The sequence below is a fragment of the Arenimonas sp. GDDSR-1 genome, from assembly GCF_025980345.1.
Taxonomy (GTDB): Bacteria; Pseudomonadota; Gammaproteobacteria; order Xanthomonadales; family Xanthomonadaceae; genus Arenimonas.
Genome location: NZ_JAPDUI010000039.1, coordinates 1 through 16524, shown reverse-complemented (window position 1 = coordinate 16524; position 16524 = coordinate 1). Strand labels below are relative to the sequence as shown.

Sequence of the window (16524 nt, the reverse complement as noted above, 5' to 3'; positions counted from 1 at the left end):
ATCTCTCCATCGCATACTTTCGATTTAGATCGCGCAATGGCACCTAACTAATCATTCAAGCGGACAGCTGCCCCGAAATATGAGTAAACTTATGTTGTCGCGGCCGGCTGCCGCTTAATTCAATCGTTAGGTGCCATGAGAAAACGTACCAGCAACGGATGGATCTGGCTCTGGTTAGTCTTCGGGATTCTGGCATTAGGTTACGCATTCATGTGGTTTATACAAACCGCATGGCTTTCAAGCTTCCCAGAACACCCGTATAGCGCAACTCGCTTCAATTTATATGGAAGCATTACTCTCGGCGCCTTATCCCTAACGTGGGTTTTTGTCAGTATTCGTAAACTTTTACTTCTGCGTAATAAGCATGCGGATGATGGCACCTAACGACTAATTCAAGCGGACAGCTGCCCCCACAAAAAACCCGCCTTGAACAGCTTTGCTGTTAAAAACCGGCGGGTTTTGATTTACTGCGCCTTGGGCTGCAGGGTTTTATTGAACCACTCCCGGAGCATCTTGGTTTCATAATAGAACTCGCCGCTGCTGCTGGCGGTGCGCGAACCCATGCTGAGATACGACATGTCCTTCAGCTCCACGCCCTTCTGTTCGGAAACCACCGCCCCGGACGCATCCAGCACGCGGTAATCGAATTCCAGCCGGGGGAAATAGACATCCTTGAGCAGGCGCAGCTGGTAGCCGCCCGGCATCTCCACCGGATCCACCTCGCCGGCCAGATCGATGTCGGTGAAGGTGACTTCCAGGGTCTGCCCGGCCGGCAGGGCCTTGGCCGACTTGCTCAGTTCCTCGCCAAAGGCGCGCTCGATGCCCTTGCGGTAGCTCTTGTCGGTGCCATTGCCGGGCTTGATGTCGGTGAATTTATCGGGATTGTGCAGGCTCATTTTGGCTTCGCCGGCCATTGCGGCGGCCGGAACCGCCAAAACCAGGGCCAAAACAGCGGTTTGTAGCGCGATCGGGGTTTTCATGGGTTTTCCCTCCGGAATCAGTCCAGTACCCCCAATCCTACGCCGGTAAAGCCGGCTCAGGGTGAAAAACGGTTCAGGTTCAGTGGTCAAAAAATAGCCTACTTCACCTGCCGTTCAGCAAAAAACCATCAAAATACATCCACTTATCGCAACGGCCGAACTGCCGCTACCCCCATTTCCGGTGCCACCCGCAACACGCGGCACCCCCGCCAGTACCGACCGGCCTCATTTGCCGGGTCTGGCTCCCCCCGTGAAAACCCAAAGACGTCAAGGAGCAAATCATGATTGATTTACCCCCCGCCGAAGTGCGCTGCCTCGAGGCCGCCATCCACCATGAAGCCAAAGGCGAAAGCCTGGCCGGCAAGCTGGCCGTGGGCAATGTGGTGCTGAACCGCGTGGCCGCCCCGGCCTTCCCGAAAAGCGTGTGCGCCGTGGTCAAGCAGAAGAAGCAGTTCTCCTGGTACAAAGGCAACGACGCCGCGCTGAACACGCCGGTCAGCCGGGAAACCAAGCTGGCCGCGCGCGAGGCCATGGCCGCCAAGCGCGACAACGTGCTGTTCTTCCACGCCACCTATGTGGCCCCGAAGTGGTCGAACCGGCTCAGCCGGCGCTACACCATCGGCAACCACATCTTCTACGCGCTGAACCACTGATCAAAAACCCCGCTTCGGCGGGGTTTTTTTATGGCGCGGCCACGGCCCGGCGGAACGCGGCCCAGTCCTCGGGCGTGTTGAGGTTGGCCTGCTCCTGGGCTGGCAGGGCCGGCAAGGCCTGGCTGTGCAGGCGCGCATGCAGCTGGTGGATGGCCAATTCACGCGGCGCGGCGGCCAGCATGGCGGTAATGGCCGCCGCCAAAGCCTCGGTATCCGGAAACCAGGCCGGCAAGGGCGACTCGCCATAAAACGCGGGCGCGGCCTGCTGGCGCAGCGCCTGCAGGCGTTCCGGGCGCAGGCCGGGCATGTCCACCGGCAGCGCCCACAGCGCGGCATCCGGGAAGCGCAGCGCGGCCGCATGCAAGCCGGCCAGCGGGCCCAGGCCGGGCAGCACATCGGGCACGGCATCATGTTCGGGGTAATCGCCGCTGACCACAATCCGATCGCAACAATCCGCCAAGCGCGCCACCTGCCAGGCCAGCAGATCGCTGTGCGCCAGCGGCAGCCGGGCTTTATCTTCGCCCATGCGCTGTGAGCGGCCGCCGGCCAGAATCAGGCCGATACAGGGACGCATGGCCATTCCACAAGCGCCGGTTGCAGCGGGTAACACGCCAACACGCGGCCGGCTTCAAGTGCGGTGTCGCTTTCCGGCAGCACGGCCCAGGCATTGGCCTGCGCAAAGGGCTGAATGCGGAAGGATTCCTGCCCGGCCAGCACGCGCAGCTGCAGCTGGGCGTCGTCCGACACCGCCAGCGCGGCTTTCTGGATCAGGGTCCAGCCCGGTTTTTTGCGCACCGGCGCCTGCAGCACGGCGCGCAGCGGCCGTTCCGGCGGCAGGCCCTGCATTTGGCGCAGCGCGGCCTGCACGAAAAAACGCGCACCCACCGCGCAGGACATCGGGTTGCCCGGCAAACCGAACAGCAGCGCGCCCGAGGGCAGCACCGCGAACAGGGTCGGTTTGCCCGGGCGCATCTGCAGTTTGTGGAACACCACCTCGGCGCCCAGCGCGCGCAGGGCGTCCGGCACGAAATCGTGCACACCCATCGACACCGCGCCGGTACTGACAATGATCCGGCAGCCGGCCTGTTCGGCCGCGCGCACGGCTTCTACGTAGGCGGTGGAGGAATCCGGAAGTCGGCGGTACAGCGCCACCGTGGCGCCCATGGCCGGCAGCGCAGCCCGCAGATACGGTCCGTTGCTGTTGCGGATCTGGCCATCATCAAGCGCGGCGTGATCGTCCACCAGTTCGGCACCGGTGCACAGCACCGCGGCCAGCACCGGCGCGCGCACGCGCACCTCGCTGATGCCCAAGGCGGCCAGCAGCATCCGGTGCTGCGGCAGCAGGCGCGTTCCGGCGGCCAGCACCGCCGTTCCGGCCGGCACGTCTTCCCCGGCGCGGCGGATGTGCATGCCGGCGCTGGCGGGCGCGGTCAACACCACTGTCTGCGAACCATCGGCGGCGGTCTGCACCGTAGCGTCCTCCACCGGCACCACGGTGGCGGTGCCTTCGGGCACCACGGCACCGGTCATGATCCGGCAGGCGGCAGCGCCCAGCGTAAAGCGCGCGTCACCGGCGGCCTGCACGCCGTGCAGGGCAATCGGCGTGCCGGGCGGCAGCGCCAGATGCGCGGCGCTCAGCGCGAAACCGTCCATGGCGGCGTTATCGAAACCGGGCAGGGATTCGGTGGCGATGCAGTCTTCAGCCAGCACATGGCCAAGCGCGGCATCGGCCGCAAGCAACACATCGGGTTGCGGGCCGGCGCGTTGGCGCACGGCCGCAAGGGCCTGCTCGAAGGAAATCACGGGGCTCCGGCATAAAGGGGCATCAGGGGCTTTAATGCTATGCTATCGGCGGTCATTTGAGCAGTCCGCCGCATGGAAATCTACAAGAAATTCCACATTGAAGCCGCCCACCGTCTGCCGAACGTGCCGGACGGGCACAAGTGCGCGCGCCTGCACGGCCATTCCTTTCTGGTGGAACTGTTCGTGGCCGGCACGCCCGGCGAACACACCGGCTGGATCATGGATTTCACCGAGATCAAATCGGCCTTCCAGCCGATCTATGCGCGGCTGGACCATCACTACTTGAACGACGTGCCCGGTCTGGAAAATCCAACCAGCGAGAATCTGGCACGCTGGATCTGGAACGAACTGAAACCGGCCCTGCCGGCACTGAGCGAGGTGTGGGTGCACGAAACCTGCACGTCGGGGTGTCGGTACCGGGGCGATTGACTCACGCCGCCGCAGGGCGGTGATTGCGCGCCAGCAGTAAATACACCACCGGCACCACCAGCAGGGTGAACACCGTGCCGATGCTCAAACCGCCGACGATGACCCAGCCGATCTGGTGACGCGCTTCCGCGCCGGCACCCGAGGCCAGCGCCAACGGCACCGCACCGAGCACCATCGCGCCGGTGGTCATCAGAATCGGACGCAGACGCAGCGTGGCCGATTCCACCACCGCCTCCAGTTTGCCCTTGCCCTGCTCCTGCAGTTGGTTGGCGAATTCGACGATCATGATGCCGTGTTTGGAAATCAAACCGATGAGCGTGACCACGCCGATCTGGGTGTAGATGTTCCAGGACCCGGTGGCGTTCCAGAAACCGAATCCGGCACCGGTATTGAGCAGCACCAGACACAGGAACGCGCCGAACACCGCCAGCGGCACCGAAACCAGAATCACGAAGGGATCGATGAAGCTCTCGAACTGCGCGGCCAGCACCAGATAGATGAACACCAGCGCCAGCCCCAACAGGGCCGCGGTGCTGGATCCGGATTCGCGGTACTCGCGCGATTGACCGTCCAGATCGTACTGCGCACCGGGCGCGACCTGCTGCAGGGCGTTCTCCATCCAGCTCAGCGCTTCACCCTGCGAATAGCCGGGCGCCAAGCCGGCACTGATCACCGCCGAACGCATTTTATTGAAGTGGTTGAGTTCCTTGGCCGCCACGGTTTCCGACACCGTGGCCAGATTGCTCATCTGCACCAGACCGTCGCTGCCGCGCACGTAGATGTTGGCCAGCGATTCCGGGGTGCGGCGCAGGCCGTCATCGACCTGCACGATCACATCATACTGTTCGGACCCCTTCTTGAAGCGGGTCACGTTGCGGCCGCCGAGCATGGTTTCCAGGGTGCGGCCGACCGTGCCGACATCGGTGCCGACCGAGGCGATCTTGTCGCGGTTCATCAGCACGCGCAGCTCGGGCTTGTTCAATTTCAGATCGGTGTCCGGATTGGTCAGCTTGGGATTTTCCTGCATCTTGGTCAGCAGTTTCTTGACCGTGCCGTCCAGCTCTTCCCAAGTGCCGGTGGTCTGCACCACGAAGCTGACCGGCTGACCGAAACCGCCCTGGCCGAGCGGCGGCGGCGTGACCGGGAACGCCATCAGGCCGGAAATGCCCATGAACTGCGGGAACAGGCTGCCGGCGATCTGCTGCGCGGTGCGCGCGCGCTCGTCCCAATCCTTCAGGCCGACGAAGCCGATGGCGGAAGTGACTTCGCCGAAACCGACGATGACGAAGGAACGGTCGCGCTCGACCACGTTCTCGAACACCTTTTCCATCTGCTTGGCGTAGCCGTCGGTGTAGTCGATGGTGGCGCCTTCGGGCGCGCTGGCGAAACCGATGATCAGGCCCTGGTCTTCCTGCGGCGCCAGTTCCTTCGGCAGCAGGGTGAACAGCAGGACGGCGGCGCCGAATACCGCCACGGCAGCGATGACCATCAGCTTGCGCAGCGACAGCACACGCGCCAGCACACGCCGGTACCCGCTATCGAGCGAGGTCAGCATGCGCTCGCCCCACAGATAGAAACGGCCGTGTTCGGTTTCGTGACGCAGCAGTTTCGAGCACATCATCGGCGACAGGGTCAGCGCGGTGAAGCCCGAGACCAGCACGGCGCCGGCCAGGGTCAGGGTGAATTCAATGAACAGTTTTCCGGTGCGTCCGGTCGAGAATGCGAAGGGCAGATACACCGCGGCCAGGGTCAGGGTCATGGCGATGATGGCGAAGCCGATTTCCTTGCTGCCCTTGAACGCCGCCTGCAAGGGCGACATGCCTTCTTCGATGTGCCGGTAGATGTTCTCGAGCATCACGATGGCGTCGTCCACCACCAGGCCGATGGCCAGCACCATCGCCAGCAGGCTGAGGATGTTGATGGTGAAGCCGAGCATGTACATGATGGCGAACGCACCGATCAGCGACACCGGAATGGTCACGATCGGGATCAGCACCGCGCGCCAGTTGCGCAGGAACAGGAAGATCACCAGCACCACCAGCAGCATGGCCTCGAACACGGTGGCGTACACTTCGCTGATCGATTTTTCGATGAAGATGGTGGAATCGTAGGCGACCTCGACCTTCATGCCGGCCGGCAGCGCGCGGGTGATCTGCGGCAGCATGGTCTTGATGGCTGTGGAGATTTCCAGCGGATTGGCCACCGCCTGCTTGACGATGCCGAGCGGAATCGCGTTCTTGCCGTTGAAGCGGGCGCGGAAGCGCGCCGAATCGGCGCCGAGTTCGACCCGGGCGACATCGCCCAGACGCACCAGATAGCCGTTGCGGTTGCCGAGCACGATCTGCGCGAACTGCTCCGGGGTTTTCAGATCGGTTTCCGACAGCACGGTGAACTCGCGCTGCAGGCCTTCGACGCGGCCGGCCGGAATTTCCACATTCTGCGCGCGCAGCGCCGACTCGACATCGGACGGCGCCATGCCGTAACCGGCCAGGCGTTCGGGATTCAGCCAGACCCGCATGGCGTAGCGGCTGCCGTACACCTGCGCCTGCGCCACGCCGGGAATGGTCTGCACCCGGTCCTTGACGATGCGGTTGGCGTAATCGGCGATTTCCACCAGCGAGTGGCGGTCGGACGAGAACGCCAGATAGATGATCGGCTGGGCATCAGCTTCCTGCTTCTGCACGATCGAATCGCTGGCTTCTTCCGGCAAGGCGCCGCGGGCCTGCGCCACGCGGTCACGCACGTCGGAGGCGGCGGCATCGGCGTCGCGGTCGAGCTTGAAGCGCACGGTGACCTGCGAGGATTCGGCGCGCGACACCGACTGGATGTAGTCGATGCCTTCGATGCCGGACAGCGTGTCTTCGATCGGTTTGGTGATCTGCGATTCGATGACCTGCGCGTTGGCGCCCGGATAGCCGGTGGCTACGGTCACCACCGGCACGTCCACGTTCGGCAGTTGGCGCACGGCCAGGCGGTCGTAGCAGATCACGCCGATCAGCAGAATGACCAGATTGACCACGATGGCCAGCACCGGCCGGCGGATGGAAAGATCGGAGAGCACCATGGCGGTTATTCCCGGTTATTTGGCGGCGGCGGGTTTGGCGGTCATCACCGGGGCGCCGGGAAACAGTTTCTGCTGTCCGGCGGTGATCACTTCATCGCCGGCAGCAAGGCCTGCGGTGACCGCGACCCAGCCCGGTTCGCGCAGACCCAGCGTGACCGGCACCAGCTCGGCTTTGCCGGCCTTCACCCGATACACCATCTTCTGCTCGCCGCTCGGCCAGATGGCCTGCTCGGGCACCATCAGCACCGGCGCGGCCGCGGCCAAGGCCACCTGCACCTGCGCGAACTGGCCGGGCTTGAGTTTCTTTTCGGCATTGGCCAAGCGCGCACGCACCGCCACACTGCGGCCGGACACCTGCACGCTCGGCGCCACGGCGCTGATGCTGCCGGTGAAGGCTTCACCCGGGAAGGCCTCGGTCTGCACGCTGACGCTTTGGCCGGCATTCAAACGCGCGGCCTGGGTTTCCGGAATCTGGAATTCCACTTCCAGCGGATCCAGACGCACCAATTCCACCAAGGCCTGGCCGGCGTTGACGTATTCACCGACGCTGACCTGACGCAGACCGACCACGCCTTCGAACGGCGCGCGGATTTCGGTTTTGGCCAGACGCGCCTTGGCCGAAGCCAATTTCGCGCTGTTGATTTCGGAGGTGGCCAAGGCCGCATCGGCATCGGATTTGGAAATCAGTTGCTTGGAAGCCAGCTCGATGATGCGCGGCCGGTTGCGTTCGCTGGCGCGTACGGAGGCCATGGCTTCGTTGACTTCGGCGCGGGCGATGTCGCCATCCAGCGCGAACAGCAGCGTGCCGGCGGCCACGGTCTGGCCTTCGGCGACCTGGATGCGCACCAGCTTGCCGGCCACTTCCGGACGCACGGTGACCGATTCCAGCGCACGCAGACTGCCCACCGCCTCGATGCGATCGGACAGCGGCCGGGTTTCGGCTTTGACGGTTTCCACCAGGGTCGGCGGCATGCCGCCACCGGGCGGGCCGCCTTGTGGCGAATCTTTGCCGCAGGCGGACAGCAATACCATCAACAGGATGGCCAGAATGACGCGCATGATGTTCTCCAGAATTCCCCGCCGCAAGACGTCCATTATAGCGCCTATGCGCTATGCCTTATTTAAAAGGATCGGTGGCCCCGGCGCATGGGTCGGAAGTCATGCACCGTGGAACGGCAGGCGTCCGAGGCAGGGCGAAGCCATGCTGCGCTGCAGGGCCTCGAAATAGCGGCCATCGGCATCGAACCCGGGTTCCACGGCATTGCCCAGCCAGCCGAGCAGACGGCAGCCGTTGGCGCGGATGCTGTGCTCGCTCAGTCGCGCATGATTGATGCAGCCCAGGCGCAGACCGACCACCAGCAGCACCGGCAGATCCAAGGCCTGCACCAGATCGGATTGATCCAGAGCATCGCTCAGCGGTGCCAGCCAGCCGCCGACGCCTTCCACCAGCACCGTATCGGCCTGTGCGGCTAGATTTCTGTAGGCGGCAGTAATCACCGGCAAAGCGATGACCACGCCTTCTTCGGCCGCCGCCAGCTGCGGTGCGGTCGGGGTCGGCAAGGCATACGGATTGACCCACGCGTAATCGGCCGTGCTGGCGGCGGCGTCGATCAGCATCAGGGCATCCTCGTTGCGCCAGGCACCATTAACGCGCTCGCAACCGCTGGCGACCGGCTTCATGCCCTGTACGCGCCGGCCGGCAAGGCGCAGGGCCCGCAACAGCGCGGCACTGGCATGGGTTTTGCCGATACCGGTATCGGTGCCGGTCACGAACACACCGGTTTCCGGTGATAGGAAGTTCACATCCAGGGTCTGCATATCGCCTAAAATACCGCAAAAGGAAACCGCCATGTTCACCGCCAGCCCGCTTTCCGGCAGTAAAGCCGAACAATACCAACAACTGATCGCCCAGTGCCAGGCCCTGCTGCACGGCGAGCGCCACCGCGTGGCCAATGCCGCCAACCTGAGTGCGCTGCTGTTCAATCACCTGCCGGACGTGAATTGGCTCGGCTTTTATTTTCTCGAACAGGGCGAACTGATTGTCGGGCCGTTCCAGGGCCTGCCGGCCTGCGTGCGCATCGCGCTCGGCAAGGGCGTGTGCGGCACGGCGGCGCAGAGCCGCGAAACCCAGTTGGTTGCGGATGTGCATGCCTTCCCGGGCCACATTGCCTGTGATTCGGCTTCGCAGTCGGAAATCGTGGTGCCGCTGATCAAAGACGGCGCGCTGATCGGTGTGTTGGATGTCGATAGCCCGGTGCTGAACCGCTTCGATGACACCGACAAAGCCGCGTTCGAAACCATCGCCGCGCTGTTCTGCGCCGGCAGCGACTGAAACGGCTTAACGCACCACCGCATAATCGCGGGCATCTTCGCGCCACTTCGGCGTGGCCAGAATGCGCGGCAGCACATCGGCGGCTGAATCTTCCAGCGACCACATCGCGGTGTGTTCCGGATTCATGAATTTCTCGGCAATCACCTGATCCATGAACAGCTGCAAAGGCGCATAGAAATTGCGGGTGTTGAGCAGCACAATCGGATTGAAATAGATGCCGAGCCGTTTCAGGGTGATGGCCTCGAACAGTTCCTCGAGCGTGCCGCAGCCGCCGGGCAAAGCGATGACCGCGTCGGAGTCGGTCAGCAGCCGGTGTTTACGCTCGCGCATGTCTTCCACCAGCTGCAATTGGGTCAGGCCCGGATGGCCCCATTCCAGATCGGCCATGAATTTCGGCAGAATGCCGATCACTTCACCGCCGTGCTTCAGCGCGCCGTTGGCTACGGCGCCCATCAGGCCGGTGGAACCGCCGCCATACACCAGACTGTGCCCGGCCAAGGCGATTTCTTCGCCCATGGCGAATGCGGCGGCCTGGAATTCGGGATGGACTTGCGCGCTGGACGCGGCATAAACGCAGATACGCATGGACAGGCACTCGCTTAAACGGAAGCCTTATTATGCCTCGGAAGCGCGCGGGCGATAAGCGCCGCCAGCGCCAACAGGCCGGCGGAGACCCACAGACAGGCAGCCAGCCCCTGGGCCTGGAAAATCCAACCGGACAATACCGTGCCGAGTAATCGGCCCATGGCATTGGCCATGTAGTAGAAACCGACATCCAGCGACACGCCATCCTCGCGGGCATAACTGAGAATGAGGTAACTGTGCAGGGCGGAATTCACGGCGAACAGCACGCCGAACACGGCCAAGCCGATCATCAGCACGCCGGTGGCGGAAACACCCTGCGCCAGCGCCAAAGCCATGCCGGCCGGCACCAACACCAAAGGCAAGGCCCAATGCAGCGCGGTCCGGCCGTCCGGGGCGTGTGAGGCCTGACGGCGCCCGGTGATGGCCGGCGCCAGGGCCTGCACGATGCCGTAGCCGATGACCCACAGCGCCAGAATGCCGCCGACCTGCCAGTGATCCCAACCCAGCTGCGTACCCAGAAACACCGGCAGGGCGACCACAAACCAGACATCGCGGGCGCCGAACAGAAACAGGCGCGCGGCCGAGAGGATGTTCACGGCGCGGCTTTTCGACAGCAGCTCGGTGAATTTCGGTTTGGCCTTGGCCTTGCCCAGATCGCCGCGCAGCAGAAACAGGCTGGCGATCCACACCAGCAGCAGCGCGGCTGCCATAGCGCCCACAGCACCTTGGAATCCCAACACGCTGAGCAACAGGCCACCGAGGAAGAACCCGACGCCTTTGAGCGCGTTTTTCGATCCGGTCAGCAGGGCCACCCACCGATAGAGCCGGTTCCGGGCATGATCGGCCACCAGGAATTTCAGGCTGCTCTTCGCGCTCATTTTGTTCAGGTCTTTGGCGATGCCCGAGAAGGCCTGCGCCGCCATCACCCACGGCACGGTCAAGGCTGCGGCCGGTACCAGCAGCATGGCCAAGGCCAACACCTGCAGCAGAAGACCGGCGTTCATGGTGCGGTTCAAGCCCCAGCGCGCGCCCAGCCAGCCGCCGAACAGATTGGTGATGATGCCGAAGATTTCATAGAACAGGAACAGCAAGGCGATCTGCAGCGGGCTGTAGCCCAGATCATGGAAATGCAGCACCACCAGCATGCGCAGCGCGCCGTCGGTCAGCGTGAACGCCCAGTAGTTGCCGGTGACCGTGAGGTACTGCTTGATCTCCGTGCTAAGGGCCGGCTTAGCCATGCGGAGTGGCGTGATCGCTGTGACCGACCTTCAAGGCCAGCTCGAAGCTGCGGTTGGCATAGCCCCACTCGTTGTCGTACCAGGCATACACTTTCACCTGCGTGCCGTTCACCACCATGGTGGAGAGGGCATCGATGATGCTCGAACGCGGATCGGTTCTGTAATCGCTGGACACCAGCGGGCGCTGCTCATAACCAAGAATGCCTTTCAGCGGGCCTTCCGCGGCGGCTTTCAGCAGCGCATTGACTTCCTCGGCCGTGGTCGGCCGCGCCACTTCGAACACGCAATCGGTCAACGAGGCATTGGCCAGCGGCACGCGCACGGCATGACCGTTGAGTTTGCCTTTCAACTCGGGAAAAATGTGGGTGATGGCGGTGGCCGAACCGGTGGTGGTCGGAATCAGGTTCAGACCACTGGCACGCGCGCGGCGCAAATCTTTGTGCGGCGTGTCGAGAATGGATTGGGTGTTGGTCAGATCATGAATGGTGGTGATCGAGCCGTGTTTGATGCCGAGCGCTTCATGGATGACCTTCACCACCGGCGCCAGGCAGTTGGTGGTGCAGGACGCAGCGGTGACGATGCGGTGCAGGGCCGGATTGTAGGCGGCATCGTTGACGCCCATCACCACATTGAGCACGCCCTCTTCCTTCACCGGCGCGGTGACCACCACACGCTTCACGCCCTGATCCAGATAGGCCTGCAGCACGGCTTTGGTTTTCATCTTGCCGGAAGCTTCGAGCACCACATCGCAGTCCGACCAATCGGTGTCGGCGATGGCTTTGTGATGGCTGACCGCAATGCGCTGTCCGTCCAGCAGGATGGCGCCATCAGCGGCCTGCGCTTCGCGGTTCCAGCGCCCGTGCACCGAGTCGAAGTTCAGCAGATGCGCGAGGGTTCCGGCATCGCCGGCCGGATCGTTGATGTGGATTACGCGGACATCGGGGTTGCCGGCGGCAATGCGCATCACCAGGCGTCCGATACGGCCGAAGCCGTTGATTCCAATCTGTAGAGCCATGCTGAAACCCCGAAATAATACGGATTATATGACGGAAATATGACAGCGCCATGACGGCGCGTTCAATAACGGATGCGTACCAAAACCGGCAGATGGTCGGAGGGATAACGCCCCGCCTTGGCGTCGTCCAGCACCGCATGCTGCAACACCTCAACCGGCCCCTGCGGGAGGGTGAACAGATAATCGATGCGGCGGGTCACGGCGCCGCCCGCGGCAAAGCCGCTGAAGGTTCCCGACGGTCCGCTTGGCGGACTGCGGCTGCTGTCGCGGGAATCGGACAGGTGTTGCTTCAGCAGAACCATCGGGGCCGACTCCGGCTCGGCATTGAAATCACCCATCAGCACCAGCGGCTCGCCATCGGGATTGATTTTTTCGATCTGCGACAGCACCAGCTTCGCACTCTCGAGACGCGCCGTTGGCCCGGCATGATCGAAATGGCAGTTGATGACCCACAGCCGGCGCCGGCTCGCTATCGCTTCGAACTGCCCGGTGCTGCAGATCCGGTTCAGCGCGGCATCCCAGCCGCGCGAGGGCTTGTCCGGCGTTTCCGACAGCCAGAAGGTGGCGCTGCGCAGCAGGGTGAAACGGTCCTTGCGGTAGAACACCGGCGTGCCCTCGCCGCCGCCATCGGCATCGCGGCCGACGCCCAGCCATGCGTAGTCCGGCAACGCCGCCGCGAGTTCTCTGACCTGATGCGGCAGCGCTTCCTGGATGCCGAAGATATCCGGCGCGTGTTGACGCAATAACTCCGCCACGGCTGCTTTCCGCTGCGGCCAGGCATTCACGCCGTCGGCCGGCGTGTCGTAGCGGATGTTGTAGCTGATTAGCCGGGCTTCTGCGGCTGCGGCAAGGCCGGGCAGAAGCAGGGCCGCCCACAGCAGCAGGGCGACGCCGGAAGTTCCGGAGGGCGCCGGCTTATTCAACCGTGACGGATTTCGCCAGATTGCGCGGCTTGTCGACATCGGTGCCGCGCGCGATGGCGGTGTGGTAAGCCAGCAGCTGCACCGGAATCGAGTGCACGATCGGGCTGAGCAGACCGACATGGCGAGGGGTGCGGATGACATGCACGCCGTCGGAATCGCTGAAGTGGCTGTCGGCATCGGCGAACACGAACATCTCGCCGCCGCGGGCGCGCACTTCCTGGATGTTGGATTTCACTTTTTCCAGCAGGCTGTCGTTCGGGGCGATCACCACCACCGGCATGTCGGCATCGACCAGCGCCAGCGGGCCGTGCTTGAGCTCGCCGGCCGGATAGGCTTCGGCGTGGATGTAGGAGATTTCCTTGAGCTTGAGCGCGCCTTCCAGCGCGATCGGGTAATGCAGACCGCGGCCGAGGAACAGGGCATGGTGCTTGGGCGCGAACAGACTGGACCAGGCGATGATCTGCGGTTCGAGGTTGAGCGCGGCCTGCACGCTGCCCGGCAGCAGGCGTAGATCGTCGAGCAGTGCCTTCTCACGCGCGGCATCCAGGCGGCCCTGCAGTTTGGCCAGCGTGCCGACCAACGCGAACAGCGCGATCAATTGCGTGGTGAAGGCCTTGGTCGAAGCCACGCCGATTTCGGCGCCGGCGCGGGTGTAGAACACCATGCGGCTGGCGCGCGGAATCGCGCTTTCCTGCACGTTGCAGATCGACAGGGTCTTGTCCTGACCGAGGCTCTTGGCGTACTTCAGGGCTTCCATGGTGTCGAGCGTTTCGCCCGACTGCGAGATGGTGACGATCAATTGCTTCGGATCGGCATAGGCGTCGCGGTAGCGGTATTCGCTGGCGATTTCCACGCTGCAGGGAATGCCGGCGATGGCCTCCATCCAGTAGCGCGCGGTCAGCCCGGCGTAGTAGCTGGTGCCGCAGGCCAGGATCTGCACCGAACGGACATCGGCCAACAGCGTTTCGGCATCTTCGCCGAACAGGGCCGGCGAAAAGCCTTCGTCCATGACCGGCTCGATGGTATCGGCCAGTGCGCGCGGCTGCTCGTGGATTTCCTTCTGCATGAAGTGGCTGTACGGGCCGAGCTCCATCGAAGCCAGCGACACATCCGACTGATGCACCGGCCGGGCAATCGCTTTGCCGTCCGCGTCATAAACCTGCACGCCGGCCAGGGTCACATCGGCCACATCGCCCTCTTCCAGGAAGATGACGTCACGGGTGGCCGACAGCACCGCCGAGACATCGGAGGCGATGAAGTTTTCGCCCGCGCCCAAGCCGACCAGCAGCGGACAGCCCATGCGCGCGGCAATCAGGCGCTTGGGTTCGTTGCGGTGGATGACCGCGATGGCATAGGCGCCTTCCAGATCCTTGACCGCACGCCGGGTGGCGGTGAGCAGATCGCCGCTTTCGGCGTAGTAATGATGCACCAGATGGCCGATGACTTCAGTATCGGTCTGCGATTCGAACACGTAGCCGAGCGCGCGCAGGCGTTCGCGCTGCTGCTCGTGGTTTTCGATGATGCCGTTGTGCACCAGCGCCAGTTCGCCGGAGCTGATGTGCGGATGCGCGTTGAGTTCGGTGACGCCGCCGTGCGTGGCCCAGCGCGTGTGTCCGATGCCGACCTGGCCGGTCAGGGACTCGGCCTGCGCCGCCGCTTCCATTTCGGCCACGCGGCCGGTGCGGCGCACGCGCTTGATGCTGTCGGACATGACCGCAATGCCGGCGGAATCATAGCCGCGGTACTCGAGGCGCTTGAGTCCGTCGACCAGGAAATGCACCACATCCCGTTCCGCTACCGCTCCGACAATGCCGCACATATGACGTCCTTAGGGTGATTTGGGTTTCTTGGCGGGCCGCTGCCAGCCGTTCAGACTGAGTTGTTTCGCGCGCGCCACGGTCAAGGTATCGCCCGGCGCGTCCTTGGTGATGACCGAACCGGCGCCGATGGTGGCGCCCGCGCCGATCGTCACCGGGGCCACCAGCGAGGAATTGGAGCCGATGAAGGCGCCGTCGCCGATTTCAGTCAGCGATTTATTGACGCCGTCGTAATTGCAGGTGATGGTGCCGGCACCGACATTGACCTTGGCACCGATCTCGGCATCACCGAGGTACGTGAGGTGGTTGGCTTTTGAATTGGCGCCGATCCGGGTTTTCTTGCTTTCAACGAAATTGCCCAGATGCACGCCTTCGGCCAGTTCGGTGCCCGGGCGCAGACGCGCGAACGGACCGAGCACGCAATCGGCGCCGGTCTGTACGCCGTCGAAATCGCAATGCGCGTGCACCAGTGTGCCGGCGCCGAGCTCGACATCCTTCAAGCGGCAGAACGGACCGATGCGCACGCCGTCATGCAGCACCACGCGGCCTTCGAACACGACATCGACATCGACTTCGACATCCATGCCGGCGCTGACCGAGCCGCGGATATCGACCCGGGACGGGTCGGCGAAACGCACACCTTCGCGCATCAGGGCTTCAGCCTGCCGGCGCTGGTAGCGGCGCTCCAGCACGGCCAGCTGCAGCGCATCGTTGGCGCCGTCGGCTTCGCCCGCGCTGAGGCAGCCCACGGCCTTGGCCGGCTGGCCTTCGGCCGCGGCCATCGCGAAAATGTCGGTCAGGTAGTATTCGCCCTGCGCGTTGGCATTGCCCAGACCGGCCAGCCAGCGCCGCAGCATGGCGGCATCGGCAGTGACCACGCCGGTATTGATCTGCCGCACCGCTTTCTGCGCGGCATCGGCATCCTTCTGTTCAACAATCGCCTGCACCCGGCCCTCGGCATCGGTCAACACACGGCCGTAGCCGGTGGGATCGTCCAGGGTTTCGGTCAGCACGGCGGTGCCGCCTTCGGCGGCGGCCAGCAACTGGCGAAGCGTGGTTTCGGTGATCAACGGCACATCGGCGTACAGCACCAATACCTGCGCGCCATCCGGAACGCCGGGCATGGCCTGCAGCACGGCATGGCCGGTGCCCAGTTGCTCGGCCTGTTCGGCCCAATGCAGATCGGCCTGCGTGGCGAACGCGGCCCGGACCTGATCGCCGCCATGGCCGTACACGACATGGATGCCTTGGGCGGCCAGCCCGCGGGCGGTGGCGATGGTGTGGGCGAGCATGGGGCGTCCGGCGATGCGCTGCAGCACCTTCGGGCGCCGCGATTTCATGCGCTTGCCTTCGCCGGCGGCCAGAATGATGACATGTAAGGGCTTTTGCATGATGCCTCCCGCAGACCTTTATTATGCCCGAGCCGACGCCGGCTGAATACAGGAATACCGCTTAGAAAAAAACCGGCCGAAGCCGGTTTTGTTCCGATCAGTGCTTGAGGTTCTTGCGCAGGCGTTCGAGCGCCTGCAGCTGGGCCATGGCCTCGGCCAGCTTGGTCTGGGCTTCGGCGATTTCCATGGCTTCGGAGCGGTTGGCGAGCACGCGCTCGGCTTCTTCCTTGGCCAGCTTGGCTTTGGCTTCATCCAGATCGGCGGCGCGCACGGCGGTATCGGCCAGCACCGAGA

The 16524-nt window shown here is 63.8% G+C and carries 16 protein-coding genes; 3 read left to right on the top strand and 13 right to left on the bottom strand.

Features of this window, described 5'->3' with window-relative positions:
* Positions 1-464: 464 nt before the first annotated feature.
* On the bottom strand, positions 465-980 hold the full coding sequence (locus Q0W88_RS07430) for a DUF3016 domain-containing protein (RefSeq protein WP_297801741.1): 516 nt from the start codon (positions 978-980) through the stop codon (positions 465-467).
* A gap of 281 nt (positions 981-1261) precedes the next feature.
* Between Q0W88_RS07430 and Q0W88_RS07425 the strand changes: the two genes are divergently transcribed.
* Positions 1262-1633 (top strand): cell wall hydrolase, encoded by a 372-nt coding sequence (locus tag Q0W88_RS07425; RefSeq protein ID WP_297801739.1) that lies wholly within the window; start codon positions 1262-1264, stop codon positions 1631-1633.
* A gap of 28 nt (positions 1634-1661) precedes the next feature.
* Here Q0W88_RS07425 and Q0W88_RS07420 read toward each other — a convergent pair whose 3' ends face one another.
* On the bottom strand, positions 1662-2207 hold the full coding sequence (locus Q0W88_RS07420; RefSeq protein ID WP_297801737.1) for a molybdenum cofactor guanylyltransferase: 546 nt from the start codon (positions 2205-2207) through the stop codon (positions 1662-1664).
* Positions 2186-3436: a molybdopterin molybdotransferase MoeA gene (locus Q0W88_RS07415; protein ID WP_297801735.1), complete on the bottom strand. Its 1251-nt coding sequence runs from the start codon at positions 3434-3436 to the stop codon at positions 2186-2188. Before Q0W88_RS07415 ends, Q0W88_RS07420 begins: the two co-directional genes overlap by 22 nt.
* 72 nt (positions 3437-3508) lie before the next feature.
* Here Q0W88_RS07415 and queD point away from each other — a divergent pair, with 72 nt between their 5' ends.
* Positions 3509-3865: a 6-carboxytetrahydropterin synthase QueD gene (queD, locus tag Q0W88_RS07410; protein WP_297801733.1), complete on the top strand. Its 357-nt coding sequence runs from the start codon at positions 3509-3511 to the stop codon at positions 3863-3865.
* Position 3866: 1 nt separating this feature from the next.
* Here queD and Q0W88_RS07405 read toward each other — a convergent pair whose 3' ends face one another.
* The 3 genes from Q0W88_RS07405 to bioD form a co-directional block, all read right to left on the bottom strand.
* Positions 3867-6929, bottom strand: coding sequence for an efflux RND transporter permease subunit (locus Q0W88_RS07405; RefSeq protein WP_297801731.1), 3063 nt, complete (start codon positions 6927-6929; stop codon positions 3867-3869).
* Positions 6930-6944: 15 nt separating this feature from the next.
* Positions 6945-7988, bottom strand: coding sequence for an efflux RND transporter periplasmic adaptor subunit (locus Q0W88_RS07400; protein ID WP_297801729.1), 1044 nt, complete (start codon positions 7986-7988; stop codon positions 6945-6947).
* A gap of 99 nt (positions 7989-8087) precedes the next feature.
* Positions 8088-8747: a dethiobiotin synthase gene (bioD, locus tag Q0W88_RS07395; RefSeq protein ID WP_297801743.1), complete on the bottom strand. Its 660-nt coding sequence runs from the start codon at positions 8745-8747 to the stop codon at positions 8088-8090.
* Between the two features lie 31 nt (positions 8748-8778).
* Here bioD and Q0W88_RS07390 point away from each other — a divergent pair, with 31 nt between their 5' ends.
* Positions 8779-9261, top strand: a complete 483-nt coding sequence (locus Q0W88_RS07390) for a GAF domain-containing protein (RefSeq protein WP_297801728.1) — start codon at positions 8779-8781, stop codon at positions 9259-9261.
* A 6-nt stretch (positions 9262-9267) separates the two neighbouring features.
* On the opposite strand, the gene Q0W88_RS07385 is transcribed toward Q0W88_RS07390, so the two are convergent.
* The 7 genes from Q0W88_RS07385 to Q0W88_RS07355 form a co-directional block, all read right to left on the bottom strand.
* Positions 9268-9846 (bottom strand): TIGR00730 family Rossman fold protein, encoded by a 579-nt coding sequence (locus Q0W88_RS07385; protein ID WP_297801727.1) that lies wholly within the window; start codon positions 9844-9846, stop codon positions 9268-9270.
* Between the two features lie 14 nt (positions 9847-9860).
* Entirely contained in the window at positions 9861-11084 is a 1224-nt protein-coding gene (gene arsJ / locus Q0W88_RS07380; protein ID WP_297801726.1) for an organoarsenical effux MFS transporter ArsJ, read from the bottom strand.
* Complete coding sequence (locus Q0W88_RS07375; RefSeq protein WP_297801725.1) at positions 11077-12099, bottom strand: ArsJ-associated glyceraldehyde-3-phosphate dehydrogenase; 1023 nt, start codon at positions 12097-12099, stop codon at positions 11077-11079. Before Q0W88_RS07375 ends, arsJ begins: the two co-directional genes overlap by 8 nt.
* Positions 12100-12161: 62 nt before the next feature.
* Positions 12162-13022: an endonuclease/exonuclease/phosphatase family protein gene (locus Q0W88_RS07370; protein ID WP_297801724.1), complete on the bottom strand. Its 861-nt coding sequence runs from the start codon at positions 13020-13022 to the stop codon at positions 12162-12164.
* Complete coding sequence (glmS, locus tag Q0W88_RS07365) at positions 13015-14841, bottom strand: glutamine--fructose-6-phosphate transaminase (isomerizing) (RefSeq protein WP_297801723.1); 1827 nt, start codon at positions 14839-14841, stop codon at positions 13015-13017. The genes Q0W88_RS07370 and glmS overlap by 8 nt, the downstream gene beginning before the upstream one ends.
* Before the next feature lie 9 nt (positions 14842-14850).
* Positions 14851-16230 carry a bifunctional UDP-N-acetylglucosamine diphosphorylase/glucosamine-1-phosphate N-acetyltransferase GlmU gene (glmU, locus tag Q0W88_RS07360; protein ID WP_297801722.1) on the bottom strand — a complete coding sequence of 460 codons (1380 nt, stop codon included), beginning with the start codon at positions 16228-16230 and terminating at the stop codon, positions 14851-14853.
* Between the two features lie 97 nt (positions 16231-16327).
* Positions 16328-16524 (bottom strand): ATP synthase delta/epsilon chain alpha-helix domain-containing protein (locus Q0W88_RS07355; protein WP_297801721.1); only part of this gene is annotated, 197 nt, incomplete at its 5' end.

Excerpts from the sequence above, each read along its gene's own strand:
- Q0W88_RS07405 (WP_297801731.1), bottom strand. The coding sequence starts at position 6,929 with ATGGTGCTCTCCGATCTTTCCATCCGCCGGCCGGTGCTGGCCATCGTG.
- glmU (WP_297801722.1), bottom strand. The coding sequence starts at position 16,230 with ATGCAAAAGCCCTTACATGTCATCATTCTGGCCGCCGGCGAAGGCAAG.
- glmS (WP_297801723.1), bottom strand. The coding sequence starts at position 14,841 with ATGTGCGGCATTGTCGGAGCGGTAGCGGAACGGGATGTGGTGCATTTC.
- arsJ (WP_297801726.1), bottom strand. The coding sequence starts at position 11,084 with ATGGCTAAGCCGGCCCTTAGCACGGAGATCAAGCAGTACCTCACGGTC.
- bioD (WP_297801743.1), bottom strand. The coding sequence starts at position 8,747 with ATGCAGACCCTGGATGTGAACTTCCTATCACCGGAAACCGGTGTGTTC.
- Q0W88_RS07400 (WP_297801729.1), bottom strand. The coding sequence starts at position 7,988 with ATGCGCGTCATTCTGGCCATCCTGTTGATGGTATTGCTGTCCGCCTGC.
- Q0W88_RS07390 (WP_297801728.1), top strand. The coding sequence starts at position 8,779 with ATGTTCACCGCCAGCCCGCTTTCCGGCAGTAAAGCCGAACAATACCAA.
- Q0W88_RS07385 (WP_297801727.1), bottom strand. The coding sequence starts at position 9,846 with ATGCGTATCTGCGTTTATGCCGCGTCCAGCGCGCAAGTCCATCCCGAA.
- Q0W88_RS07420 (WP_297801737.1), bottom strand. The coding sequence starts at position 2,207 with ATGCGTCCCTGTATCGGCCTGATTCTGGCCGGCGGCCGCTCACAGCGC.
- Q0W88_RS07425 (WP_297801739.1), top strand. The coding sequence starts at position 1,262 with ATGATTGATTTACCCCCCGCCGAAGTGCGCTGCCTCGAGGCCGCCATC.
- Q0W88_RS07375 (WP_297801725.1), bottom strand. The coding sequence starts at position 12,099 with ATGGCTCTACAGATTGGAATCAACGGCTTCGGCCGTATCGGACGCCTG.
- queD (WP_297801733.1), top strand. The coding sequence starts at position 3,509 with ATGGAAATCTACAAGAAATTCCACATTGAAGCCGCCCACCGTCTGCCG.
- Q0W88_RS07430 (WP_297801741.1), bottom strand. The coding sequence starts at position 980 with ATGAAAACCCCGATCGCGCTACAAACCGCTGTTTTGGCCCTGGTTTTG.